This window comes from Lactiplantibacillus sp. C232 (assembly GCF_023806725.1).
In the GTDB taxonomy this organism is placed as follows: Bacteria; Bacillota; Bacilli; order Lactobacillales; family Lactobacillaceae; genus Lactiplantibacillus; species Lactiplantibacillus plantarum.
Window position 1 is genome coordinate 229,118 of the sequence record NZ_JAMSKZ010000001.1, and the last position, 26,073, is coordinate 255,190.

General features: G+C 45.8%; 24 protein-coding genes. 18 read left to right on the forward strand and 6 right to left on the reverse strand.

Annotation, left to right across the window (positions count from 1 at the left end; genetic code table 11):
- Positions 1-51: 51 nt before the first annotated feature.
- The gene (locus MZO41_RS01130) at positions 52-1,314 is read right to left on the reverse strand and encodes a replication-associated recombination protein A (protein WP_013355487.1); all 1,263 of its coding nucleotides are present in this window, start codon (positions 1,312-1,314) and stop codon (positions 52-54) included.
- Between the two features lie 408 nt (positions 1,315-1,722).
- On the reverse strand, positions 1,723-2,754 hold the full coding sequence (locus MZO41_RS01135) for a zinc-binding alcohol dehydrogenase family protein (protein ID WP_003644290.1): 1,032 nt from the start codon (positions 2,752-2,754) through the stop codon (positions 1,723-1,725).
- A gap of 164 nt (positions 2,755-2,918) precedes the next feature.
- Between MZO41_RS01135 and MZO41_RS01140 the strand changes: the two genes are divergently transcribed.
- Positions 2,919-3,266 carry a winged helix-turn-helix transcriptional regulator gene (locus MZO41_RS01140; protein WP_003644291.1) on the forward strand — a complete coding sequence of 116 codons (348 nt, stop codon included), beginning with the start codon at positions 2,919-2,921 and terminating at the stop codon, positions 3,264-3,266.
- Positions 3,267-3,641: 375 nt separating this feature from the next.
- Positions 3,642-4,388, forward strand: coding sequence for an aspartate/glutamate racemase family protein (locus tag MZO41_RS01145; RefSeq protein ID WP_003640284.1), 747 nt, complete (start codon positions 3,642-3,644; stop codon positions 4,386-4,388).
- A gap of 224 nt (positions 4,389-4,612) precedes the next feature.
- Here the strand turns inward: MZO41_RS01145 and MZO41_RS01150 are convergent, their stop codons facing one another.
- Together MZO41_RS01150 and MZO41_RS01155 are read right to left on the reverse strand one after the other, a co-directional pair.
- Complete coding sequence (locus MZO41_RS01150; protein WP_003640285.1) at positions 4,613-5,926, reverse strand: glycosyltransferase family 2 protein; 1,314 nt, start codon at positions 5,924-5,926, stop codon at positions 4,613-4,615.
- Positions 5,927-5,929: 3 nt separating this feature from the next.
- A complete protein-coding gene (locus MZO41_RS01155) occupies positions 5,930-6,412 on the reverse strand; it encodes a hypothetical protein (protein WP_003644293.1) in 483 nt (160 codons plus the stop codon).
- A gap of 692 nt (positions 6,413-7,104) precedes the next feature.
- Between MZO41_RS01155 and MZO41_RS01160 the strand changes: the two genes are divergently transcribed.
- The 11 genes from MZO41_RS01160 to MZO41_RS01210 all read left to right on the forward strand — a co-directional run bounded on the left by MZO41_RS01160 (position 7,105) and on the right by MZO41_RS01210 (position 14,466).
- On the forward strand, positions 7,105-7,635 hold the full coding sequence (locus MZO41_RS01160) for a YqeG family HAD IIIA-type phosphatase (RefSeq protein ID WP_003640287.1): 531 nt from the start codon (positions 7,105-7,107) through the stop codon (positions 7,633-7,635).
- Entirely contained in the window at positions 7,632-8,768 is a 1,137-nt protein-coding gene (yqeH, locus tag MZO41_RS01165) for a ribosome biogenesis GTPase YqeH (RefSeq protein WP_003640288.1), read from the forward strand. The genes MZO41_RS01160 and yqeH overlap by 4 nt, the downstream gene beginning before the upstream one ends.
- 70 nt (positions 8,769-8,838) lie before the next feature.
- Complete coding sequence (gene yhbY / locus MZO41_RS01170) at positions 8,839-9,153, forward strand: ribosome assembly RNA-binding protein YhbY (protein ID WP_003640289.1); 315 nt, start codon at positions 8,839-8,841, stop codon at positions 9,151-9,153.
- Between the two features lie 12 nt (positions 9,154-9,165).
- Complete coding sequence (locus MZO41_RS01175; RefSeq protein WP_003640290.1) at positions 9,166-9,801, forward strand: nicotinate-nucleotide adenylyltransferase; 636 nt, start codon at positions 9,166-9,168, stop codon at positions 9,799-9,801.
- Positions 9,785-10,402, forward strand: a complete 618-nt coding sequence (yqeK, locus tag MZO41_RS01180) for a bis(5'-nucleosyl)-tetraphosphatase (symmetrical) YqeK (protein ID WP_003640291.1) — start codon at positions 9,785-9,787, stop codon at positions 10,400-10,402. Before MZO41_RS01175 ends, yqeK begins: the two co-directional genes overlap by 17 nt.
- 17 nt (positions 10,403-10,419) lie before the next feature.
- Entirely contained in the window at positions 10,420-10,776 is a 357-nt protein-coding gene (gene rsfS / locus MZO41_RS01185; RefSeq protein WP_003645187.1) for a ribosome silencing factor, read from the forward strand.
- A complete protein-coding gene (locus MZO41_RS01190) occupies positions 10,773-11,507 on the forward strand; it encodes a class I SAM-dependent DNA methyltransferase (RefSeq protein WP_003640293.1) in 735 nt (244 codons plus the stop codon). The genes rsfS and MZO41_RS01190 overlap by 4 nt, the downstream gene beginning before the upstream one ends.
- A 14-nt stretch (positions 11,508-11,521) precedes the next feature.
- Complete coding sequence (locus MZO41_RS01195; protein ID WP_003640294.1) at positions 11,522-12,673, forward strand: nucleotidyltransferase; 1,152 nt, start codon at positions 11,522-11,524, stop codon at positions 12,671-12,673.
- A gap of 124 nt (positions 12,674-12,797) precedes the next feature.
- Entirely contained in the window at positions 12,798-13,352 is a 555-nt protein-coding gene (locus MZO41_RS01200) for a YceD family protein (protein ID WP_003640295.1), read from the forward strand.
- 59 nt (positions 13,353-13,411) lie between these two features.
- Positions 13,412-13,591: a 50S ribosomal protein L32 gene (gene rpmF, locus MZO41_RS01205; protein WP_003638547.1), complete on the forward strand. Its 180-nt coding sequence runs from the start codon at positions 13,412-13,414 to the stop codon at positions 13,589-13,591.
- 290 nt (positions 13,592-13,881) lie between these two features.
- Complete coding sequence (locus tag MZO41_RS01210; RefSeq protein ID WP_003644295.1) at positions 13,882-14,466, forward strand: PepSY domain-containing protein; 585 nt, start codon at positions 13,882-13,884, stop codon at positions 14,464-14,466.
- 114 nt (positions 14,467-14,580) lie between these two features.
- On the opposite strand, the gene MZO41_RS01215 is transcribed toward MZO41_RS01210, so the two are convergent.
- Entirely contained in the window at positions 14,581-15,543 is a 963-nt protein-coding gene (locus MZO41_RS01215) for a cation diffusion facilitator family transporter (protein ID WP_003640297.1), read from the reverse strand.
- A gap of 394 nt (positions 15,544-15,937) precedes the next feature.
- On the opposite strand from MZO41_RS01215, the gene gnd reads away from it, so the two are divergent.
- From gnd to MZO41_RS01240, 5 genes are all read left to right on the forward strand, one after another.
- On the forward strand, positions 15,938-17,374 hold the full coding sequence (gnd, locus tag MZO41_RS01220; RefSeq protein ID WP_003640298.1) for an NADP-dependent phosphogluconate dehydrogenase: 1,437 nt from the start codon (positions 15,938-15,940) through the stop codon (positions 17,372-17,374).
- A gap of 168 nt (positions 17,375-17,542) precedes the next feature.
- The gene (locus MZO41_RS01225) at positions 17,543-18,892 is read left to right on the forward strand and encodes a replication-associated recombination protein A (RefSeq protein ID WP_003640299.1); all 1,350 of its coding nucleotides are present in this window, start codon (positions 17,543-17,545) and stop codon (positions 18,890-18,892) included.
- A gap of 190 nt (positions 18,893-19,082) precedes the next feature.
- Positions 19,083-19,769 carry a response regulator transcription factor gene (locus tag MZO41_RS01230; protein ID WP_003638551.1) on the forward strand — a complete coding sequence of 229 codons (687 nt, stop codon included), beginning with the start codon at positions 19,083-19,085 and terminating at the stop codon, positions 19,767-19,769.
- Positions 19,769-21,412: a HAMP domain-containing sensor histidine kinase gene (locus MZO41_RS01235; RefSeq protein ID WP_003640301.1), complete on the forward strand. Its 1,644-nt coding sequence runs from the start codon at positions 19,769-19,771 to the stop codon at positions 21,410-21,412. Before MZO41_RS01230 ends, MZO41_RS01235 begins: the two co-directional genes overlap by 1 nt.
- Before the next feature lie 370 nt (positions 21,413-21,782).
- A complete protein-coding gene (locus MZO41_RS01240) occupies positions 21,783-22,751 on the forward strand; it encodes a UbiA family prenyltransferase (RefSeq protein WP_003640302.1) in 969 nt (322 codons plus the stop codon).
- A gap of 134 nt (positions 22,752-22,885) precedes the next feature.
- Here MZO41_RS01240 and MZO41_RS01245 read toward each other — a convergent pair whose 3' ends face one another.
- The gene (locus MZO41_RS01245; RefSeq protein WP_013355488.1) at positions 22,886-26,071 is read right to left on the reverse strand and encodes an AAA family ATPase; all 3,186 of its coding nucleotides are present in this window, start codon (positions 26,069-26,071) and stop codon (positions 22,886-22,888) included.
- Positions 26,072-26,073 lie beyond the last annotated feature (2 nt).

Sequence of the window (26,073 nt, forward strand, 5' to 3'; positions counted from 1 at the left end):
TTTATGAAAATCGAGTGTGATTTCTGATTGGTTAAGCCAGTCTGCCATTGTCTATTCGTGATAATCTTCGTTATAAATAAAGCGATGCAGTTTTAGGTATTGTGCACCGAGTTTGCGTTCATTTTCATTATCTTTAGGGTAATAATAACGACGACCAGCCAATCCTTTAGGCATGTAGTTTTGTTGGGCAATCTGATGTGGCATTTGGAATGGATTATCGATCAGACCACCACCTGTAATTTTCTCGGAGTGTTTGTAGTGCATATCGCGCAATCCACGGGGCATGGGGTGCTGACTTGGATTTTGTGTGTCCTGGTCTAGTTTTTCCCAAGATTGGTCAAACGAACCAGACTTGGGTGAAATGCACATCAGCATGGTGGCAAACATTAGTGGATATTTTGCTTTGGGCATGCCAATCTTTTCGGCTTGATTGGCAGCGACCACAATTTGTGTGACCTGTTCCGGGTTAGCTAAGCCGATATAAGTGTATGGAATTTCACGTAGCCGGCGGACCACTGAGGGTAAGTCATCATTTTTTAACAAAATGGTTAAGTAGTAGAGCGCCGCGTCAGTATCTGAGCCAGCCATCGAATCCGAATAAGCCGACAGATAGTCATAATGCTTAGTTGCCTTCCGGTCGTAGCTAAAATGCTGTTGCTGGGCAAAGTGTTGTACCGCAGCAACAGTGATTTGCTTCTGGTCAATAGCGTGGAGCGTTTCCAAGATATTTAACGCAATTCGCAGATCCCCTTCGGCCGAAATAGCGATCAGGTTGAGGGCTTTAGCATCCACCTGATCGTCGGTTAGGTTGTAAATGTCGGTTACCGCACGGCGTAAAGCAATCTCGATATCTGTATCGCTCAGTGGTTGAAACTCAAAAATTTGACAGCGCGAACGAATGGCCGGAACGATTGACATAATCGGATTTTCGGTCGTTGAGCCAATTAGCATCACGTGCCCATTCTCTAAGTAGGGCAACAAAAAATCCTGCAATGTTTTAGTCATTCGGTGAATTTCGTCAATTAATAGAACAAACGATTGCTCTGGGTATTGTGCGATGGCTTTCGTCAGCTGTGCCTTATTTTCGGTCGAAGCAGTAAAAGCCACGAATGGATAATCGTCTTGACTCGCAATAATCTGCGCCAAACTAGTTTTGCCAGTTCCCGGCGGCCCCCACAGAATGAGGGGAATATTAACATGTTGATCAATAATCTGGCGTAATGGCTGGCCTGCCTTCAACAGATCCTGTTGCCCGACCATCTGTTCCAGTGATTGCGGGCGCATTTGATCAGCCAGTGGTGTTTTAAATGCCAATTTCAAAGTCCTTTCTGATTAAGTGTTTTAGTCAAATTGATGCTATCATCATAGCACTAATATTTTGGAAACTGAAAAAGAAAGTTTGGCAGGTTAGCGGGGAACGATGCTGAAATGAGTGAGTCTGATACCATAGGTTTGACGTTGGCTCGAGTGATGGGTTGAAGGCGTATTGATTTAAGTTTTCATGCTTGTTGATGAATGAGAAAGGCGATATTGTTTCGTAGATGGTATTGAGTCAGCTTGGGGAGATTAATAGCTTGGAATTACCCCCCGTGTATACGGAAAACAGATTAAACGAATCCCGGGGAGTGCAACATCAGTTGTAAGCACTAAAAGACAGAAAAGGACAGCGTATTTGGCGAGTTAAAGTTGATCATTATCGCGCGAGCCGTAATACCCGTCAACTCATTTCCATCCTTCAATAACTACCTTGCCAATCATATGATGTTGCTCGATAAGTTGATGGGCCTGCCGCAAGTTAAGCGCGTTGATTGGCCGTAGTGTCTGCGATAGCGTGCTTTGAAGCAAGCCACGGTCAAGTAAATCCGCAATGGTTTCTAAGATATCGTGCTGACTAATCATGTCGGCCGTGTGGTAGTAGGATTTTGAGTACATCCATTCCCAAGCAAATGTCCCGCGTTTCTTGGTTAGTTTTTTAAGGTCGATTGGACGCCGATTTTCGGTAATTGATGCGATGTGGCCACCGGGTTTAATGAGCGTACATATCTCATTCCAGTGACTGTCAAGATCGCTTAATCCGAGGATGTAATCGACATCTTTAATACCTAAAGCATGTACTTCACTAACCAAATCATGATGATGATCGACGACTAAATCGGCGCCGTGTTGCTGCGTCCAAGCGATACTTTCAGGTCGTGAAGCACTACTAATAACTGTGAGTCCCGCTAATTTTGCTAACTGAGTAGCAATTGAACCGACACCACCAGCGCCATTGATGATGAGAATGGTTTGATTGCATTTTTCGGAATTAGGTTTAGCTGGGTCAAAAGGAATGTGAAGTTGTTCAAATAATGCCTCGTATGCGGTCAGCGAAGTAAGTGGCATGGCCGCACGGGCAGCGGTTGTTAATGTCGCGGGGGCGTGACCGACAAGGCGTTCATCAACCAGGTGATAAGCACTGTCGCAGCCGGGACGTCTAAATGAGCCAGCATAAAAGACGTGGTCGCCGGGTTGAAACAGGGTGACAGCTTCTCCAACAGCGGTCACAATACCAGTGGCGTCCCAACCGAGGATCTTGGGTCGCATGAGGTGCTCATGCCCCGTTTTACGAACGCTAACGTCAACAGGATTGACAGCGACGGCTTGAACTTGAACAAGTAAGTCATGACCTTGAGCGCTAGGTTTTGAAATCGTCACGTCTCGTAGACTAGCAGGATCTTCAATAGGTAAGTGGTCGGTAAAACCAATTGCATGCATTATTAATCAAACCCCTTTCATGACATTACTATAGGTTACCAGTGAGGAATAAACAAGACGTGAATTATTTGCCACATAGGGACATATTTGTCACGCCTATTAGTCCGGTCTGACGGCAAAGTTGTGCTACAATCAAGACACTTAATTAAGGTAGGGGAAGTTAGATGCAGCGACAAGTATACGATTGTACGCCGGGTTGTCCGGTTGAAAGTACCTTGCAAGTTATTGCCGGCAAGTGGAAGAGCGTGATTTTGTATCATTTATTTACGGCAGGAACATGCCGGTTCAGCATTTTGCAAAAACGACTGCCGGGTTGTTCGCGGCGGATGCTAGCTCGCCAGTTACAAGAATTGGTTCAAGACGGGGTGATTGCAAAACGAGTTTATCCGGTCGTGCCACCGAAAACGGAGTATTGGATCACGCCATTTGGTCAGACCTTGAAACCGGTGATTATGGCTATGGAGACGTGGGGCCGACAGTATAATTCAGTGAATGGAAAACCTCGTCAATAGGAATGTGAGAACGGGCATAGTGTGAGTTTCAAGGAATTGTTGTCGGTTTTGTTAGGGGCGATTGTGCTTGGTGCCTTGCTCGCATTAATAGTGACTGTTTAACTAGGCTAGTAAAGAATTGATGTGATTTTTTACTAGCCTAGTTGTTTTCTAATCTAATAAAACGGGAGTCTGATGTAAAAAGTACACCGATAGATCACTGTTTGGCAGCATTTCTTGAATAATCATGGGTTTGCAGTAAGCAATGATACCGTATTAAGTCTGAGATAGGTTGTGGATTAGTTGCTTGTTAGGAGGTGCATGTTAGATAATTATTAACAACTTAATGAAGTGCAGCATGGCCGTGAATCTCGTTCGCTAAATGGGGGTGCCATTATGAAAAATTGCTTTGGAATCATTGGTGGGATGGGAACAATGGCGACGGAGGACTTTGTGCATACCGTGAACCGGCTGACCGTTACCCATCGTGACCAGGATTATTTAAACTACGTCATTTTAAATGATGCTGAGATACCAGATCGCACCGCATATATTTTGGATCATAACTGTGCCAACCCGTTACCATCATTGGAAGCGGATGTGCAGCTACTTAATCAATTAGGGGTCATGTTTATTGTGATGACGTGTAACACAGCACATTACTTCATTCCCGCATTGACGGCGCTTTCTAACGTGCCAATTTTGAATATGCCGGCCTTAGCGGTAACAGCAGCCTGTCGATCACAGCAACCGCGACCGTTACGAATCGGTATTTTAGCGACAACGGGAACACTAGAGTCGCAACTTTATCAACAACTTATTCGGTCTAATGGACATATTCCTGTGATACCCAATAAGCAGCAGCAAGCTCAAGTGATGACCTTAATTTATGACGACATCAAGCAACGTGATTTTGTAGATCGGGTCAAATTTCATGGCTTAATTGATCAATTATTGAATGCTGCTGATTGTGACGCCGTCATTCTCGGCTGCACCGAATTGTCGGTGGCTCAGGATGCTGCGCCATATGATTCTGAACGAATTATTGACGCACAGTATGAACTAGCTCGAGCAACCGTCCAACGCGCACAGGCAACTAAGCCAGCGTTGATACTTCGTCGGCGGCCATCGATTAGGCGGTAGGAGGGTGCAGGTAACTGGATAAAAATGATTTTTGATCTATTTAGTACGTGTGATTGTAGCTGTTATAACACCACTTTCGTATACATGAAGAATAGTAAAATTGTAAGCGCTCAAATCGTTGCTAACTAGCCTATTCTCGCACATGCAAGGTTGGGTCCGTCTCCACACAGTCCCGCACAACAAAAAAGCGAGCCTTCAATTGAAGGCTCGCTTTGTGTTCTCGATTATTCAGTGTGGTGCTTCCGAACTGGGCTGACCCAGGTGCCGCTGCCGTAACCCAGGATGGTTTTAACGGCTGGAATCAGCGTAGTGACCAGAGCGAGGGCGTTAACCTGCCAGTAAATCAGCATGTAGAGTGGCATGAAAATCAGATATTTAAACTTGCGGCCACGGTCGTCAACGATCAATGCGGACAATAGCTGCAAGACGCCGGCGAACATTTCGAAGGTCACGAAGATGAAGGCCATGCAGAACATATGATAGACGCGCTCGTAATTGCCAGTAAAGAAGAAGGTGACGAGCGAGATCAGGAAGATCAGTGTTGAGACAAAGAAGAATAGGGACCAGATGATGCTCAGTGTTTGATCAGTAATAAAAGCCCATTGCTTCAAATACTTACCGGGATGACTGACAACCCGTTTAAAGTTGGTCAACAGCACTTCGGTACCACCTTTGGCCCAACGTTTGCGTTGATGATAAAGGGCGTCTAGATTCTCGGGGACGTTCATATAGAATAGAATGTCTGGCGAGAAAACGGTCGTCCAACCATTCAACTGGTGATCCCAAGCAATACTGATATCTTCGGTCGCGCGATCTTGCCGGAATAAGCCGACGTCAATCAGAGCGTCACGACGGTACATTGTATTGGCACCACTATAGGCATACATGTTACCTAAAGCACTGACTTGGCTCCGCTTGATAACACCAACGATACTTGAAAATTCTACGGTTTGCGACTTAGCGATGATCGTGCTTCGGTTCTGAACGTCCATGTTGGCCGTGACCGCTGCCGTATTGGCGTGTTCTTCGCCCATGAAGTAACTCATATATTTCCACAGTGCATCGGGTTCTGGAATGGAATCAGCGTCATTACTTAAAATGAATTCACCACGGGCAAAGCCGACACCGACGTTGAACGCGTGGGCCTTACCCTGATTTTTCTTGATTGTTACCACGCGTAGGTTGTCGTACACGCTCTGGAGACGTTCTAAAATAGCTGGGGTCTCATCAGTCGAACCATCGTCTGTGACCAGCACTTCATATTTTTCATAATTTAAATTGTTCATTAAATAGTTGATTGTGTGTTCAATCATGACTTCTTCGTTATGCGCTGGAATCATGATCGTGATAAAGGGTTGTTCTTCAGGCGTTAGCGGTTGAAATTCAATATCGTCTTTGTGGCGATGACGGTAAATCAGCTGGTAGCAGAGAACGCCGATAAACCAGGCAAACGCACCGAGAATCGGGTAGGAGACTAATAATAATAGAACAAAGTTCCAGATACTTTCGAAGGGCTTAAGTGTTTGCATTATTTCCATTGGCTAGTCCTCATACAATCTGTGGATTTCGTTAACATCGAGATTTTGTTCGGGGTCAACCGTGTAGTGCTTGACGTGTTGCCGGAAAGTGGCCTGCCCGAATCGTTGGGTATAAAAGTTATTTAGTTGCCGCTTCCGAATATCTAACAGGTCTTCGTTGTATTGCCGTTCTTTACTGATATGCTGCTTGACCCGGTGATTATTGTGAATCGTGGAGACAATGACCACAATGGCGATTAAGATAAACGCAATAATAAAGAACCGGTCAAAAAAGTAGAACAGCGTCTTACCTTCTTCGTATTTCCAGGCGTGAATGAACTGGGGATTATTCGCAAGTAACGTTGACGAGATAGTCCAGTAGACAGGTACGGCAACGCAGATCCAAGTAATAATTGCGACTAGGGTTTGCCAAAGTTTCGTCCACCAGTGCCCCTTGGAAAAATATTTATCGGTAACGTATTGTTTCATAACATCTTTTTTCTCCATAAACGAACCTCCGAGATGACATATTGTTTAGTGATCGTGCGGATCATATAGTTTATATCATTACTGATATTGTCAGTTTATCGACATAGAACAACACCAGGGTGCCTAACATTAACTGCGATGAACAGTTTTAGAACAATCTGAACATTTAACCATGTCAATAAGCTTACATGAGGATTGCATTGATGTGCAATCAATATACATATCAGTATCATGATATAAGTAAAAGCCACGTATCTTTAATTAATATACACTTAATGGGATACTTTGTTAATCTAATTTGACAAAACGGTCAGTGCGCCGATTGAATGTCAGATTGTGGTTTAGCCATTGCAAATAAACTGGCGAGAAAAGGGCAACCGGCAAAACAGCGCTGAATTTACTGGCGACTTTTAGTGCTATTTTCAATGTCTTACTCGGGCCCCAACCTATCAAATAAATGCGGGTGCGATCAACTTAGTCAAATTTGATCCAGGTGGTGTCATCAAGTTACGACAACTTGGAAGGATTTTCGTTGCTTATTTTCAAAAAACAAATTATTATATAATGATGACTAAAATTTAGCACAATTGCCTAGTGAACTCCGGCTCCAGACCTGATTTAGTCCGGTATTTCACCAATAGTATGATAAAATGGGCTAGTGGGGTTATGCCAATAACCAAAAAATCCAGTGAGAAGCGAAGGGGATAACGATGATTAAGCAATTTAAACCAACTTGGATGATACCAGCAATCTACAATGTGACACCGGCGCAGTTACGAGCGCAGGGCATTAAGGCGGTATTTACCGACCTTGATAACACGTTGATCGCATGGGACAATCCGGATGGCACCCCGGAACTGAAAAAGTGGCTGCACGCGTTACAAGACGCGGGCATTCCGTTAGTGGTGGTGTCGAACAATTCCGAAGCGCGAATTGCTAAGGCGCTGCAAAGCCTGGAACTGCCATTTGTTTCGCGGTCACTGAAACCACTACCGCTGGGGATCAGTAAGGCGCGTCATGACCTGGGCTTACACAAAAATGAAGTGGTCATGGTTGGCGATCAGTATATCACCGACATGTGGGCGGCCCATCTTGCGGGCGTGCCCAGTATCTTAGTACAGCCAATCGTGAAGACGGACGCGTGGAATACCCGGATAAACCGTTTCTTTGAACGATTTATCAAATTACGATTAGCACATGTTTATCCAGAAATGCATTTTCAGGAGGACCTTAATAAGTGAGTGAAACATCAGAAGAAACTTTATACTGTATTGGGTGTGGTGCGGCGATTCAAACGACCGATCCTAAGGCGGCCGGCTACACACCGAACAGTGCGTTACAAAAATCATTAGCTAGTGACGCACAGGATTTATACTGTCAACGTTGTTTTCGGCTTCGGCACTATAACGAAATCGTGCCGGTTGGCTTAACGGATGATGATTTTCGTCATTTGTTAGCCACGATTAGAGATGCGAACGCACTGGTTGTGTACGTTGTCGACATTTTTGATTTGAATGGAAGCATCATTCCTGGTCTCCAGCGCTTTGTTGGGGATAATCCCGTTTTGTTAGTCGGTAATAAGGAAGACGTGTTGCCACGTCAGTTACGCCGGACGAAATTGCGGGAATGGATGAATCAACAAGTTCGTGCACAGGGAATCAAACCGGTTGACGTTGCGTTAACGAGTGCCAAGAAGGGGCATTCCATTGATGAGCTCTTGGCGATGATTGAAAAATATCGTCGTGGCCGCGATGTTTATGTCGTAGGGGTCACGAACGTTGGTAAGTCAACGTTGATCAATCGGATTATTGCCAATAATACTGGTTTGAAGGACTTGATCACGACATCCCGGTTCCCAGGGACCACGTTAGACAAGATTGAAATTCCGTTGGATGATGGTCATATGATGGTTGATACACCCGGAATTATTCATCCTGAACAGATGGCCCACGTGTTATCAGGCGATGACCTGAAGTTAGTCTCACCACAACGCGAGATTCGCCCAAAGGGTTTCCAATTAGGCAACGGTCAAACTTTGTTCTTAGGTGGGGTGGCACGGTTAGATATTGTTGATACGTTAAAAGCAACTGGGACGGTCTACGTTGATAATAACTTGACCTTGCACCGAACCCGGACCGAGAATGCGGACAACTTTTATACCAAGCATGTGGGTGAACTGATTACCCCCCCAACTGGCGATGCTGTCGCTGACTTTCCACCATTAGTTCGCCACGAATTCAAAGTGACGGAAATCAGTGATATTGTCTTTGAAGGCCTCGGATGGGTCACGGTGGCTGCGGATACGCGTGTAGCGGCCTGGGCACCAAAGGGTGTTGCAGTCTTGACGCGCCCAGCTATGATCAACAAGCGTTGATGAGTTGTGGTCGGAGTAGAATCTGATTCGCGATTATCAAACAGAAAATTATAGGAGTAAATCAAACTTAATGGAAAACTTACGTGGAAAACAAAAACACTATTTACGTGGTGAAGCCCACCACATGCGGCCACTATTTGCTGTCGGGAAAAACGGCTTGACTGACGAATGGTTGACCCAATTAACGGGTGCGCTGGATAAGCGAGAATTAATTAAAGTCAACATTTTACAAAATGCTGATGTGACAACGGCTGAAGTTAAAGCTGCAATTGAACAGAAAACCGCGATTACGGTCGTTCAAACAATTGGCCGGGTGTTAGTCTTATACTTGCCAGCTAGTCATGAAGAAGACCAGCACTATTCATTGGAAGTTGCTAAGTTATAGGAGGAATGACGGGTGCAGACGGTTAATCAAACAGCGACAAAAGTTCTGACGGAAACGGTGACGGCAATTCCGCATCGCCGTGTTGGTATTTTAGGTGGCACGTTTAACCCACCGCATTTGGGACATTTGATCATGGCCCAGCAAGTTGGTGATCAACTGGGTTTGGATGAAGTTCGCTTTATGCCGGACGCTCAACCACCGCATGTCGACGAAAAGAAGACGATTGCGGTGGAAGATCGTGCGAATATGGTCCAAGAAGCCATTGTTGATAATCCACTATTTCGGTTGGAGACGGCGGAAATCGAGCGGGGTGGCAAAAGCTATACTTACGAAACGATGAAGTTTTTGAAAGCTAAGCATCCGGACACGCAGTACTATTTCATCATTGGCGGCGACATGGTCGATTATTTGCATACTTGGTATCACATTGACGAGCTAGTTAAATTAGTCACCTTTGTTGGTATCAAACGCACCGGGTACCCAACGACGAGTCAATATCCGGTTATTTGGGTCGACGCACCGTTGATCGATATTAGTTCCACTCAGATTCGTCAAAAAATCAGCCATGGGCATTCGGTCCGTTATCTGGTTCCGGAAGCCGTGGCCGCTTATATTAAGGAGCATCATTTGTATGAGCAAAACGATTGAGTATACTGAAGCGATTGTTCCATATCGTCACGAGGAGCTAATGGCAAAAGTTGCCGCCCAGTTGACTGACAAACGCTATCAACACTGCTTACGGGTCGAGGAGACTGCGCGGCAGTTAGCTGCTGACAACGGTGTTGATGTCGAGTTAGCTGGAATTGCGGGGTTATTACACGACTACGCCAAGCAACGCGATGATCAAACATTTATTCAGCTCATTAAGACGCATGGCATGGACCCCAACCTGGTTTCGTATGGGAACGGGGTCTGGCATGGCTATGTTGGCGCTGAACTGATCAAAGATGAGTTGCACATCTACAATGAGCCAATTTTGAATGCGGTGCGGTTACACACGGTCGGTGCGCCTTATATGACTAAACTGGACCAAATCATCTTCATGGCCGATTTTATTGAACCAGCCCGGGACTTCCCCGGTGTTGAAGCGGCTCGTGAAGCGACGGCCAAGTCGTTGGCTGACGGTGTTCGTTTCCAGATTCAACATACACTAGATTATCTGATTCAGAAGGGTGCGCCAGTCTACCCACAAACGTTAGCAACCTATAACGCGTGGGTCGGCGGTGTGGCCCCTCAATTTGCCAATTAAATTTAAGGGAGAGTTTTATGGATAGCAAGGAACTTTTACAATTAACTGTTGAGGCCGCTGACGATAAGCGTGCCGACGATATCGTGGCCTTAGACGTCGCGGAAGTCAGTTTGATGGCGGACTATTTTGTCATCTTATCCGCGGATTCCAAGCGCCAAGTTCAAGCGATTGCTGATAATATCGTGGACTTTGTGCGCAAGGCCGGTTCGGACGTTAAGAGCGTCGAAGGTCGGACTGCGGGCGAATGGGTCTTGATCGATGCCGGTGACGTCATCGTGCACGTCTTCCAAAAGGATGCGCGGGCACACTATAATTTGGAAAAATTATGGTCTGATGCGCCCATCGTCGACGTTGCACAATGGGTAAACGCATGATTTATCAGACGTTTGCCGAACTTTATGACGAACTTTTTGATCCAGCCATGTACCAGCAATGGCTGGATTTTGTCCGTCGTGAGTATCCTAACCAAGATGGTCAGTTGCTCGAATTAGCTTGTGGGACGGGACGCTTAGGGGTGTTGTTAGCCCAAGCCGGCTATCAGGTCACCGGTTTAGATTTGTCGGAGAACATGTTAGCACTGGCACAGCGCCATGCGGACGAGGCAGCCGTGACCTTACCGCTATTACAAGGGGATATGCTCGATTTATCTGAAGTTGGGACCTTTGATGCGGTTACCTGTTTTGCTGATTCGTTCTGCTATTTGCCCGATATTACGACAGTCCAACGTGCATTTGAACAAGTGGCTCAACATTTGACAGCGGCCGGCGAATTTTTATTCGACGTCATTACACCTTATCAGACGGATGAGGTCTATCCTGGTTATATGTACAATTATCGCGATGAGGATCGGGCTTTTATGTGGACAAGCTATGCCGGTGAACAGCCGCACAGTGCTGAGCACGATTTAACGTTCTTTATTTATAATGATGATAAGCAGGCCTTCGACGAGGTCAGTGAATTACATCAAGAACAAACTTATGTGTTGGCTGATTATCAACAAGCTCTGCAGGCAGCCGGTTTTAATCATGTCACGGTCAGCGCCGATTTTGGCCGCCAACAACCGGATGATCAGACCACGCGGTGGTTCTTCAAGTGTCGTAAGTAGTAGGAGGAACAAGAATGCAAGCAGTCGGGTTAATAACTGAATACAATCCGTTGCATAATGGGCATCGCTACCATTTGCGGCAAGCACAACAGTTGACCAATGCCGACTGTGTTATTGTTGTGATGAGTGGTGATTGGCTGCAACGCGGTGAACCGGCCATTTTAGACAAGTGGACACGTGCGAAGCTGGCTTTGGAAAATGGGGCGGATCTAGTAATTGAACTGCCCGTGTTTTTTGCGACCCAACCTGCCCATTTATTTGCACGGGGTGGTATTGAACTACTCAGTGCACTGGACTGTACGAGTGTTGTTTTTGGTGCGGAACATCCTGAGCTGGACTTTCAACGGTTGGCCACGGCAATTGCGGCGCAACAGGGCGACTTTACCCATTATAATGAGACTTTTGCCACTCAGTTTAACGCGGCCTTGCAAGCTGCCACGGGCGTGACGTTGACGGCAGCCAATGATATGCTGAGCTTCTGTTATTACGCTGCCAATCAGACCCTGGCACATCCGATGCAGTTACTGCCGATCAAGCGTCGCCAAGCGGATCACGCGACGACGACAATTGCGGCCGATAGTCGCTACGCCAGTGGGACAGCGGTGCGCCAAGCGGCACTTGCACAGGATTGGGCGGCGCTGAAACCAGTTGTCCCGGCCGACACGTTCACGGCGCTGACTACGCAACGACTGCAGCGCTGGAGCGACTTTTGGCCGTTTTTACAGTATCAATTGCTGACCGTTGACGTTGCCCGTAGTGGACAGTATGATCAGATGGCGGAAGGCTTGGAATACCGGATGCAGGCGATGGCCCAACACGCCACGACTTTTGATGACTTTATTCATCAGGTCAAGTCAAAACGCTATACGTATACACGATTGCAGCGGGTGGCGACAGCCGCACTACTACAACTTACTCAGGCAGAAGTCCAGAAAGCACAGGCACATAATTATCTGCGCGTCTTAGGCTTCACACCTAAGGGGCAGGCTTATTTGCATCAAGTGAAGAAACAGCTCCCGTTGCCGCTGTATACGAAAATCAATCAAGACTTACGCCAGCATGCTCTGAATCTCGATTATCGGGCGGGGCGCGTCTATCAATTAATTAATGGGCAATCGCAAGATTTATATCGACAACCATGGCGGTTACCGGTAACAATTGGTTGACCGCGGCGGGCTTTCTTGATATGGTTAGGTCTAATGACGGGCATTTTGGACTGTCAAGGAAAAAACATTGACAAAGGATTTTTACACAGGTATAATTTATCACGTTGCATTAGGAGGTTTTTAAATGAAATGGTCACTTTCACAGCTTAAAACATACCGTGAAACGCCACTTCAGTTTGATGAAGCATTGGATTTAAAACACTCCTTGATGAGCCGTTATCCAGAAATTATCGATGTTAAGTCAGTTCACGCAACTGGGTTAGCGAGTTATGATAAGGATAATGTGTTAATCACGGCGAAGATTGACGCAATGTTAACATTGCCGTCTAGTCGCTCGCTGACGCCAGTGGATGTCCCATTGGCTTTTCAAATGACGGAATATTATGTTCCTCAGGGAACCGATCTGAGTCGTTTTGACGAAGAAACTGATACGGTAATTATTTTACCTGAAGATGATATTTTAGATTTTGATGTCGCTGTGGAGGATAATATTTTAATTCACATCCCCATGCAGATTCTTTCTGAAGCTGAACAAGACGGCGCCCCGATGCCAACTGGTAAGGGCTGGGAAGTTCTCTCCGAGGACGACCAAGCGTTGCAAGCTGCAGAACTTAAAACTGTTGATCCGCGTTTAGCTAAGTTAAAAAACCTGTTCCCTGATCAGGAAGACAAGGATTAAGTTAGCTAGGCGTATCAAAACACACATTATGTGAATTCACTTGAAGGAGGTGTAGGTTGATGGCTGTACCAGCAAGAAGAACATCTAAGATGCGTAAACGCAACCGTCGTGGTCATATTAAATTGGCTACACCAAATTTGGCACCATGCCCAAATTGTGGCGAATTACGTGTATCACACCGTGTTTGCCCAAGTTGTGGATACTACAACGGCAAGCAAGTCGTAAAAGTAAACAACTAATTGTTAGTTGGTGAAAAGTTGCATTGCGGCCATGGCGCATGGAACTTTTCGTTACCATAATACGATCAAAAAGCCCGCTTAGGTGGGCTTTTTTTGTTGTCTTCAATTAAGTTTGAGTCGGGACCAGCACTTCTTGAAATAAGGTTTGACTGAGCTGCCAGCGCGGTCAAGCGAGTGGCCTTGCATATTGATTGCGATGAGGCGTCTCCCTTCCGTATACTAAGACTATCAAATAATGGGTACGGCTTCATAATAAGTGTTACTGACGCAGCGACAAGGGGGTTATGGAGATGATGAGCAAAAAATATGGGATCGGGTTAGCACTGCTCACCGTGGTTCTGTTAGCTGGATGTGGCACCCAACAGTCGACGCAAAATAAGGCGACAAGCCAATCAACTAGCAGCCAAAGTAATTCGACCAAAAGTGTGACAGCCAAAACGAAAGTGTCATTAGCCGCAGCCATCAAAAAGTTTCAGCAACAATATCCGGACGCCAGTGTGACGAGTATTGAGTTAGAAGACCAACTCGGTCGACCGGTTTACACGCTGGAAGGCGTTGGCGGCACCCAGGAACATGAATTACAACTCAATGGGCGAACCGGGAAGGTCATCAGTAAGCAGTCTGAGATGCTGGATCAAGATGATCAAGCTGACGCTGAGGGTGACCGGCTGAATCTTAACAAGGTAATCAGTCCTAGTAAAGCGGTGGCGATTGCCATCCATGATCGTAACGGTGGCTATGCTAGCGAACTCAAGCTCGATAAGGACAATGGCACCACTTACTGGGAGGTCCAGGTACATCAAGGAAAGCAGCAAGTCGATATTAAGATTGATGCCTATGAAGGTCATATTTTGGAAACTGAGCACGACGATTAGTACCACGTGGTTGCTGGTGAAAAGGGGCGGTATGTAGCCTCATTTTGTCAGCAACTAGTCTTGAAATGGTCAGCCGGCTAAACGTATCGCCTATTTTGTAAATCACTGATTTGATCAATAGCTAGTCGTAATCATCACGTCCGTTTCCATCACACCGAATTCTTGCCACATGATTTGATTGATGGTTTCAATCAGACGTGTGATTTCAATCGCCGTCATCCGAGGTGGCACAACGATCGTGGCTCGCAGCATGATGAGATTACCATCATAATGAGCCTTGAGAAAAATGACTTTGCGGACACTAGTTAAATCAGCAATTCGCCGTTGATAGCGACCTTCAAGGTAAGGGTCGAAATAGTCAACTAGGTTCAGACTACTTTCTCGAAAAATTTTGGTGCCAGTATTGAGGATGTATAGCCCTAAGCCGATACTAATCAGGTTATCGAACCACTGAAGGTGGAGCTTGACCGTGACAAGGATCGTAAGAACGGTAGTCAGACTGGTCAACGCGTCCGTGAAGGTATCACGGCTCGCTGCGGTCAGGGCAGCATTGTTAAGTTTGCGACTCCAATAATGATTGAAGGCCCATAAGACCAGTAGCACCACGAAGGAAAACCCGGCGGCCAAGCCGGCGATACTGCTGAGGTTTTTGAAGGGGGTACGGGTGGCGAATGTCATTACGCCTTTGATAATAATGTCGATTCCAATGGCAGCCATGATGGTGCCGGCTAGTAAATTAAAAATCGTCTCAAAACGAAAGCGGGATTGCTGGATTCGGGGTCCTAATTGCTGCTGCTCCGTGGGTGCGATGGGTGCGCCAAATAAATCGTCATCGTGCGTGCGACTGGCGATGAATAGACCAGTCATGAGTAGCCCGGTCGAAAAAATTCCAGATAAATTATTAAAGGCATCCGCACGTAGGGCCTGTGAGTGGCCCCAGCGTGCCCCTAGAAGCTCGATAATAAATAAGCCCAAATAAACGGCCACGTTGCCCCAGAGATGGTGACGGGCCGTTTTAAGCGAAATAACAACGGGTTGTTCAATTTGATGCCAATCTGGCAGTCGTTGGATAGACATGATTAGGGGCCTCCTTACTTATCTTGAATTGGACTGCTGGTCAGGATTAGTGGTGCTAGGGTGTCTCTCTGGTAAAAGTGGCCACCAGCGGGCATGTACGAATAAAAAAAGTGCGGAACGTCATAATAACAATGAGGACACTAGCCTAAACACCACGAACCGATCTATGAAGGTTATCCGTTTATTTTACTGTAAGCCTAGCACGGTGTTTTTAACTTTGTCAGTTGGTGCTGTTTGAAAAGCAAGTAACCTTGTTGGATGGTTCTATGAAAATTAATTTCTTCCCGCGATAAATTATATGAAATTAATTTTAAAATTTGCGGTCATTTACTTTATTAACAGCGTGTTTTTTGGTACGATAGTTGCGTATTAAAAATTGGGAGGCAATAAACTAATGAGTAATGAAAAACCACAAATTGGTGTCATTGGGATGGCCGTCATGGGTAAGAACCTGGCGTTGAACATCGAAAGCCGCGGCTACAAGGTTGCGATTTTTAATCGGACTGGTGCCAAAACTGAAAAGGTCGTTAAGGACCATGCTGACAAGCAATTAGTACCAAGTTATAAGATCGAAGACTTCGTGGCTTCACTTGAAACGCCACGACGGATTATCATGATGGTTAAGGCTGGTAAGCCAACCGATGCCGTTATCGATGAATTATTACCACTATTAGATAAAGGCGACGTCTTGATTGATGGTGGGAACACCAACTTTAATGACACGATGGCGCGTAACGCCCGCTTAGATAAATCCGGAATCAACTTTATTGGTATGGGTGTTTCCGGTGGTGAATTAGGTGCCTTACAAGGCCCTTCATTGATGCCTGGTGGTCAAAAGGAAGCTTATGATTTAGTTGCCCCAATCTTGGAAAAGATTTCTGCTAAAGCGCCTCAAGACGGTGCACCATGTGTGACTTACATCGGCCCGAACGGTGCTGGTCACTACGTTAAGATGGTCCACAACGGGATTGAATACGGTGATGAAGAGTTAATCGATGAATCATACAATATCATGCGCAACGTCGCGGGCTTGTCCGTTGATGAAATGTCCGATATTTTTACGGACTGGAACAAAGGCGAATTGAGCAGTTACTTGATCGAAATCACCGCTGACATTTTGTCACGTAAGGATGATTTAGGTGCGGATAAGACTAAGCCAATCGTTGACATGATCTTAGACCGTGGGAACAACAAAGGAACTGGTAAGTGGAGTTCCGAAGATGCCTTGAACGTTCAAGTGCCACAATCCGTTATTACGGAAGCGGTCTATGCGCGTTACATCTCAATGATGAAGAACGAACGGGTTGCCGCTTCTAAGAAATTAGCTGGCCCAACCGCTGACGTTGACTTGCCAGCCAAGAAAGAATTGGTTGAGAAGATTCGTCAAGCCCTCTACTTCAGTAAGATTATGAGTTATGCGCAAGGCTTCGAACAACTTCGTTTCGCTTCTGAACATTATGGTTGGGACTTGAAGTTCGGTGAACTTGCCCAAATCTGGCGTGCTGGTTGTATCATCCGGGCCCAATTCTTACAAAACATCACGGATGCTTTTGATAAGAAGCCTGATTTAAATAACTTATTGATGGACGACTACTTTGCCGACATCGCCGCCAAGTATCAACAATCAACACGTGAAGTGCTTAGCTTAGCAATCCAAGCTGGTGTACCGGTACCATCATTTAGTGCGGCATTGTCATACTACGACTCATACCGGGCCGAAGTGTTACCTGCTAACTTGTTGCAAGCGCAACGGGACTACTTTGGTGCGCATACGTATGAACGGACTGACCGTGAAGGGTTATACCATTACAGTTGGTACGAAGAACAATAAAATCATTTTGAATGAACTAAACTGTGTCTAATGACGTTACGCGTGATTAGGCGCAGTTTTTTTGTGCTGTGGGTGGCTGTGCGGTAATGATCGTTGGTTTGAGTGGATTAGAACGTACGTTTGCGTTAAAATTGAGAGTAATGAATAAACGCGAAAGTGGGGGTCGCCATGCGACAAGAATCATTATTTAACCCGGATAAATCTAGTAGTAGTCCGTTGGCTTACCGGGTCCGGCCAGTGACGCTGGCGGATTTCAAGGGCCAAGAGCATCTACTTGGCCCGGGTAAACTATTACGACAATTAATCGCAGAAGATCAGTTACCATCCCTGATTTTTTGGGGACCACCGGGAGTCGGTAAGACCACGCTGGCCGAAATTATTGCGCAACAGACCCAGTCGCACTTTATTACGTTTAGCGCGGTGACGAGTGGCATTAAAGAAATTCGGCAAATCATGGATGAAGCGGAGGCTAATCGAGATTTTGGTGAAAAGACCATTGTTTTTATTGATGAAATTCACCGGTTTAATAAAGCCCAACAAGATGCCTTTTTGCCATATGTTGAGCGCGGCAGTATCACGTTAATTGGTGCGACGACGGAAAATCCCTCATTTGAAATTAACGCGGCCCTATTATCACGGTGCAAAGTATTGGTCTTAAAGGCATTGACGCCTGATGCATTAGAAGCTGTCTTACAGGGCGCTTTGCAGAATCCGAAGGGGTTTCCGGATCTTGAGATTACGATGCAGCCTGATACACTACGGTTGATCGCAGAATTTGCTAATGGTGATGCTCGTATGGCGCTCAATACGTTAGAAATGGCTGTTTTGAACGGTGACCGCGATGGCAAGCACGTTACGATTACTACGGCCGGGTTATCGCAACTGATCAATACTAAGTCGTTGCGCTACGATAAGCATGGCGAGGAGCATTATAATATTATCTCCGCGTTACATAAATCAATGCGTAATAGTGATGTTGACGCGGCGATTTACTGGTTGATGCGGATGCTAGCCGGCGGTGAAGATCCGCTGTATATCGCTCGGCGTTTGATTCGGTTTGCGAGTGAGGACATTGGGCTAGCTGACCGGCAGGCATTGCCACTGACGGTAGCAGTCTTTCAGGCGTGCCAGTTGATCGGTATGCCTGAGTGTGACGTGAATTTGACGGAAGCAGTGACTTATTTAGCCTTAGCACCGAAGTCCAATGCATTATACGCGGCTAAATCGGCAGCGCAAGCAGATATCAAAGCGACGGGTAATTTACCGGTCCCCTTACAGATTCGCAACGCACCGACAAAATTAATGAAAGATTTAGGTTATGGTTCTGATTACAAATATGCCCATGATACAGCGGCCAAATTAACCACGATGACGACGATGCCACCTGAGTTAAAACAGCACCGGTACTATGAGCCGACTAGCCAGGGACAGGAGAAAGCCTGGCAACAGCGCCTAGCTGCTATTCGCCAGTGGCACCAGCAACATCCGCAAACCGAACCGTCAGATGATGAGACATAAAGATTGCAATTTAATGAGAATTCACTAAAATTAGATTTGGGTGAGGAGCAGACCCTGGTTGGGGTGTAGGAAATTCAGCGTTTTCATGTTAAAATAACATGTTGTACTAGCTTAATGCAGGTTAGTGGTGATAAATCACTGATTCGTACGGTTTTTAGATAAGTTGAATATTAGGAGTGACTAAAAGTAAATGAGTCGAATATTAATTATTGAGGATGAAAAAAACCTCGCACGCTTCGTTGAATTAGAATTAAAACACGAAGGCTATGATATTCAAGTCGAATATAACGGCCGTAAAGGGTTAGACGCAGCGTTAGCTGAAGATTTTGATGCCATCCTATTAGACCTGATGTTACCAGAACTGAACGGTTTGGAAGTCTGCCGGCGGGTTCGTGAAGTCAAGAACACGCCGATCATTATGATGACGGCCCGTGACTCCGTGATTGATCGAGTTTCCGGCCTGGATCATGGGGCAGATGATTACATTGTTAAGCCATTTGCTATCGAAGAATTACTTGCCCGCTTACGAGCACTATTGCGGCGAATCGATTTGGAAAGTGAACAACAAAGCACTAAACAAACGACCGTCACTTATAAAGACTTGACGATTGAAAAGGAAAACTTAGTCGTTAAACGTGGCGACGAAGTCATCAACTTGACGAAGCGTGAATATGAACTGTTATTAACTTTAATGGAAAATATTAACGTTGTCCTCGCTCGTGATGTCTTACTAAACAAAGTATGGGGTTACGAATCAGAAGTTGAAACGAATGTCGTCGACGTTTATATTCGTTACTTACGGAACAAGATTGACCGACCAGGAGAAAAGAGTTACATCCAAACTGTTCGTGGGACTGGATACGTGATTCGTTCTTAATGACTGACGCTGATACGAATCAAGTGACGCCTAAACCACGGCGCCGTTGGTCATTAAAATGGAAATGGGCGCTCGGGACCGCAATTGGGTCCGCGCTCATTTTTATTTGTTTTTCATTATTGGTCTATAAGAGTTTCACGAACCTCTTATTGCACCAAGAACAACGGAACGTGGCTAGTGCTGTTACAACGGTGCAACAATCGTTGCGAACGGAGTCGAAAGGGCTGACCATTAAGTCGGTGGCCGCTAAATTGCAACCCGAGGCGAGCGTTGAACCGGCAACTACCATGAGTGAACGTAAGCATGGTGTGCTGCAAAGTAAAATCTTTTCAGATTCCGATTTAACAGCCTTATCCCGCACAAACTTAGCTGTGACGGTTTATGATCCACACGGGAACACACTCTATCTATCCCGCAAGGATGCACATGAGTTCTCTAAGAATAAGACGCGTCAGGTGGTGTTGATTGGCCGAGGAAGTGATGCTGAATTAGTTGGGCGGGCGCCCATTTATGCGGCTAGCAATCACCGTTTGATCGGTTACACCCAGGTCACTGATAATTTGGCGGAATACCATTCAACGACTCAGAATTTGATCTGGATCTTTATTGTAATGACAATGATCACTATTTTTGGTGCCACGCTACTGGGCTACTTCTTAGCTGCGTTTCTATTACGGCCAATGCGTAAAATCAAACAGACGATTAATGCGGTCAATGATGATCCGCAAACTGACTCGCGAGTGCCCGATCTTAAACGCAATGATGAATTGTCGGATTTAGCAGTTGTATTCAATGATATGCTTGATCAGATGCAACGCTATATTAATCAACAGCAGCAATTTGTTGAAGACGTTTCCCATGAATTACGGACCCCGGTGGCAATTATCCAGGGCCATATGGAGTTGCTGAATCGATGGGGCAAGGATGATCCACAAGTGTTGTCGGAATCATTGGCGGCTAGTTTGTCAGAAACCAAGCGAATGCAGAGCTTAGTTCAAGAAATGTTGGACTTATCGCGTGCTGAACAATTGGAAATCAATTTTAGCCATGAGACGTCGGACGTTCAGAAGTTAGTGACGCAAGCATTTAACGATTTTACGATGATTCATCCCGACTTTCATTTTACGTTTGATGATGATGTTAAAAAGCCGGTGTATGCTCAGATTTACCGTAATCACCTCGAGCAAATTCTGATTATTTTATTGGATAATGCGGTCAAGTACTCGACACGACGTAAAGAAATCCATTTATCATTATCCACGGATTATCGCTACATTGAAGTCGCCGTCCAAGACTTTGGTGAGGGTATTTCTAAGGACAATCTCGATCGGGTTTTCAACCGTTTCTATCGGGTTGATAAGGCGCGTAGCCGTGATAAGGGTGGTAACGGGTTAGGATTATCCATTGCGCAACGGTTAGTTGAAGGTTACCATGGTCATATTAGTGTTGAATCTGTGGTGGGCCAGGGCTCGATCTTTCGGTTCCAGTTACCGATTCTACGGGACGCGAAGCTCTTAGCTAAGGCCGAGGCTGAAACGAATGATGTTGAAAAGATTGCCAAGTCGGAACTGCCAGCCGGAATCCGACCAGCTACTCGTGATGAAGATGAAGCGCCCTTGGATGATCATGAGCACGACCACTAGGTAATCGAGTCATTTATGAATTTAAAACGCACATTCAAGTTAATTTAACTTGAATGTGCGTTTTCAGTATGGATAATTGCGCTGTAATGAATTTTAAAGCCGCGGCCTATGGGATCATATCGTGATTTTGAGGGAGGCCTGGATCAATATTGAGCATCGACTGACAGTTCGATAGGGCGCAGTAAGATGCTGATTAAACGACGAATAGGTTGTACACCAGCAGGCTGGGTTTAATCCTGATTCAGATTGATCCGACTCGAAATATATTTAAGCTGACCGATATTTGTTGGTATGTTCATCATGAAACCATTTTCACAAGTAACCTTTTTTGGTATAGTGGAAGAGTAGTTAATTTAATCAGGGGGCGAAGTTGTTGACGAACGAACCAACTTATCGGCCAATGACGTTCAAAATTTTTTTGGAATTCATTCGGCTAAATGCCAAGGCAGCTAGTGTGGTGCCGTATTTTATTGGTATTTTATTTTCAATCTATTATTTTCATGCGTTTAATTGGATCAATTCGTTAATTTACTTAGTTGCACAAGTAGCGATTGCATTGTTTGTGACGGGGTTTAATAACGTGCAGGATTACTACTTGGCTAAGGATTTACATTATCGGGATACTTATAACATTGTTGGCCGTGAGCACCTATCACCACGACGATCATTGAATTTGATGCTAGCGATGTTAGCAACTGCAATTATTTTAGGATTAGTGCTAGTCGTCAGAACAAACCTATTGTTACTGTTCATGGGCGCTGCAGCGATTGGTGTGGCTATCTTCTATACCTATGGCCCGGTGCCGTTTTCGCGCTTCCCGTTGGGTGAATTACTGTCAGGATGTGTCGAAGGATTTGGCGTTTTCTTTCTGAGTGTTTATATGAACGTCGCGACCCCCGTACTGGCGGGCTTTAAGTTTGCTTGGCCGCAGTTTGCGATTGTGGGGAACTTAGAGAACATATTGGTCATGATTTTAGTGGGGCTACCAGGGATTTTCTTGGTTGCGAATATCATGTTAGCTGATAATATTTCAGATTTACAACAGGATATTCGCAATGAACGTTATACGGTTCCGTACTATATTGGTCATCGTTGGTCACTACGGGTCTACGATACGCTAGCGCTGTTAGGTTATTTGCCAGTGCTGATGAGTGTTGTTTTACAAATACTACCGATTTATCAGCTGGCAGTGTTGCTCGTTTTACCAAAAATTTTGAAGAATATTCGGGCCTTTAACGCGGTGCAAGTGAAAGAAACCACCTTTAATACGGCACCACAAAATTTGATGATGTTTCAAGGCATGCAATTACTTGGATTGATCCTGGGTATTTTCTTTTAATCCGGTCTGATTAATTGGGATGGTTCACAAAAACGGCGGCCGTCATCCAGCATAATTGCTGAATGACGGCCGCCATTTTTTGTGTCGCTGTTTTTTAGACCTTGTTAGTCATGTACTGCGGTTGTTTTCGGCGGCTATTTACTGATCAACCGCACGGTACTGCGGCCATCCCCCATCTTTTTGATGAGAACTTGTTGGCCAATCGTTCGTTTCATTGATTCAATGTGACTGATAACACCGACCATTCGGTTTTCACCAATTGTTTCGAGTGCCTGCATCGCTTTTTCCAAAGTTTCATCATCCAGAGAGCCGAAGCCTTCGTCGACAAACAGTGCGTCGATTTGGACGCCATTAGCCGAAGATTGAACGACCTCACTGAGCGAGAGTGCAATCGACAGAGCAGCAATGAAGGTTTCACCACCGGACAACGTGTTGGATGAACGCGAGTTGCCGGTTTCATTATCGTAAACATTGATATCGAGGCCGTGGTCACTGCGGTTATCACTCGCTTCGGCAGCTAGTTCAAATGTGTAGCGGTTATTGGAAAGCAGGTTGATAAAGTGATCATTGGCGTAGTTTAAGACGCGTTGCAAGTAGTTTTGGACAACGTAGGTCTCTAACTTGAGCTTGTGATCGTTGCCATCTTTACCAGTCATGATATTATACAGGCTTGTAATTTCGGCGAACCGCTTTGCAAATGTGCCTTGCTGGTGCATGATTTGTTGGACTTTTTCGAGACAACTTTGCGCGTCGGTTAAGGCTTGTTCCGCCACGGTTTGGGATTGCAGTGCCCGATCCTTATGAGCTTGCAGGTCGGCCAGCTGAGCTTGGATACCCGTAATATTCGGTCGTTCAACGTTCGTTAAGGCGGTTTGCAGTTGCTTGATTTCGGTTGTCAGACGCTCCTTGTCTTGCCGATAGGTGGCAATTTGGACTTGCAGGGCGGTCAGTCGACCATTGGCGAGTTCTTCTAACCAATTTTCAAGTACAGTTTGGTCATGAGTCGGTGCTTCTGGAGCAGCTAAGGCCTGTGCGATTGTTTGCTCAAGCTGCGTGCGCGTGGCCTGTGTTGTCTTCAACCGGTCGTTTAAATCATCGAGCTTAGTTTGATGTTTTGATAAAGTAAGTTGACTGGTTTGAACGGTGGCTTGGGCGGCCTCTAGGCGTTGTTGGTAGGTCGCGACGATCTGATTGAGATGCGCTTTTTCGGCCAGCAGGTCAGCGCTTGTGACTTGTAAGTCCGTACCAATGGCTGCCTGAGCTACCGTCAAATCGGCTGTTTTATTGCGCAATAAGGCCCGTTGTTCGCCTAACTGTAACTCCGTTTGTTGGGCCTGTTTTTGTTGTGCTTCCAGTTCAGCAGTATATTTCTCAATAGCTTGAACCACTCGTTGGGCTGCCTCAAGCTTCTTCGTAATTGTGGCGAGTTGCTCAGCGAAAAAAGCCCTGACTGCGGTCAAATCGTAGGGTGACTTTAGTGCTAGTCCGTTGGTTTCAATCAACTGTTGGTAAGTTGAAGTTAGTTGCGTTTGGGCGGTGGTTACTTGCTGCGTAGCCTGGTCAACTTCTTTTTCAGCCTGTTCGACACGTTGTTGAGTTGCTTCCACTTGCTTGTTGGCTGCCGCCAGCGCGTTTTGAGCGTCGTCAACGGCTTGCATGGATTGTCGTAAGTCAGCTTCATTTGCAACGATGGTTGTGAACGGCATCTGTGAATGATCGGTTGATCCACAGACCACGCAGGGCTGGCCGTCAACGAGTTCTTGTTGTAATTGGGCAATCATTAAGCTTTGGCGTTGACCACGTTGTTGTTCAAATTGGACTTGCGCATTGTGCTGATTCTGTTCATCGCGGGCAAGCTGCGCCCGTAAATCAGTCAGTTGCTTGGTGACGCGCTGCTGTTCTTGTTGCGCACCTCGCCATTGACTATCAAGTGGTGTCAGGGTGTCGACGAACTGTTCTCGTTGTTTAATCAGCAAATCTTTAGTGGCGTGTAAGTCATCAATAGATGGCAAGTTCGCTTGTTGGGTGGTGATTTTGGCTGTTAATGTCTTTATTACGGTTTGGTGCTGTTCAAAAGTCGCCTTCAGATCAGCGACACTCGGCTTGAGCTTTGCGAGCTGTGCGATGAGACTTTCAACGCGTTGCGCTTGTGGAATCAACGTGGCCAATTGTTCCAAGCGCTGCTGGTGCTGATGGTTAGCTTCACTTTGGTCATGTAATTGTTGAACTGCAGCTTGCGCTTGGCGATAGTCGTCCTGCGCTTGTTGCACGTTATCCATAGCTGCTTGCTGGTCAAGTGTCAATTGCTTTTGGTCACGTGTTTGTTGAGTGAGGGCTTGCATGGTGGCTTGTAGGGGCTGGGCCCAAGTTAACGCGTGCAACTGTTGCTTGGCTATGGTAATTGCCGGTGTTTGTTCTTCAACTTTAGTTTGATAATCAGCTTGCGCCTGTGTGAGCCGGTCAAATTGTTGTTGGCGATCGCGTGCTTGCTGGTAGGTCGTTTCGGCCGCTTTAACAGACCGATTGATTTTACTAGTCGTTTGCTGTGCTTGGTCAAAAACACTTTGACGCGTCGTAACAAATGCTCGTAGTAGTGGAATTTTTTGATCGTCCGGAACTGCTTGAAGTTGAGCCTGTTCCGCATCATTCCAAGTTGCTGAGGCTAGTGCGACCCGCAAATCGGCGACAAACTGATCACCAGTCTTGCTGGCGGTTTGATACTCCGCTTTAAGTTCCGCAGTAAAGTCTGAATAAAGTTGCGTTCCAAAAATCTTTTTAAGGATTTTTTCCTTGTCAGTCGTTTTTGACTTTAAGAATTCCGAGAAGTCATTTTGGGGGAGTAGAATGATTTTTTTAAATTGATCAGCAGTCAAATTCAAGATGGTCGTGATCTCGGGACCAACGTCGGCCGGCTTGGTTGCAATGCTCTCAATCTCCACGCCACCAACGTGATCAACGACAGCTAATTTGGCCGTACTATTCTTTTTCGTCAGTCCAGATCCTTTTTTCTTAGCTAAGTATTGTTCAGGGGAGCGCGCAATCTTATAGAGTTGATTGCCTTGCTCAAAGTAGAAGGTGACGCTTGTCGGTTGGTCAGCGGGGGCGAACTGACTGCGCATCTCTTTGGCTGCCCGACCATCCGTCCCATCATTCGTCGTACTGCCAAAGAGGGCAAAAGTCATGGCATCGAAAATAGTTGATTTACCGGCCCCAGTATCACCACTAATCAGAAAAATCGGGGTACTTTCTAGCTTGCTAAAATCAATAATTGAATGTTCGTGGGGGCCAAAATAGTTCATGGCTAAATAAACGGGTTTCACGG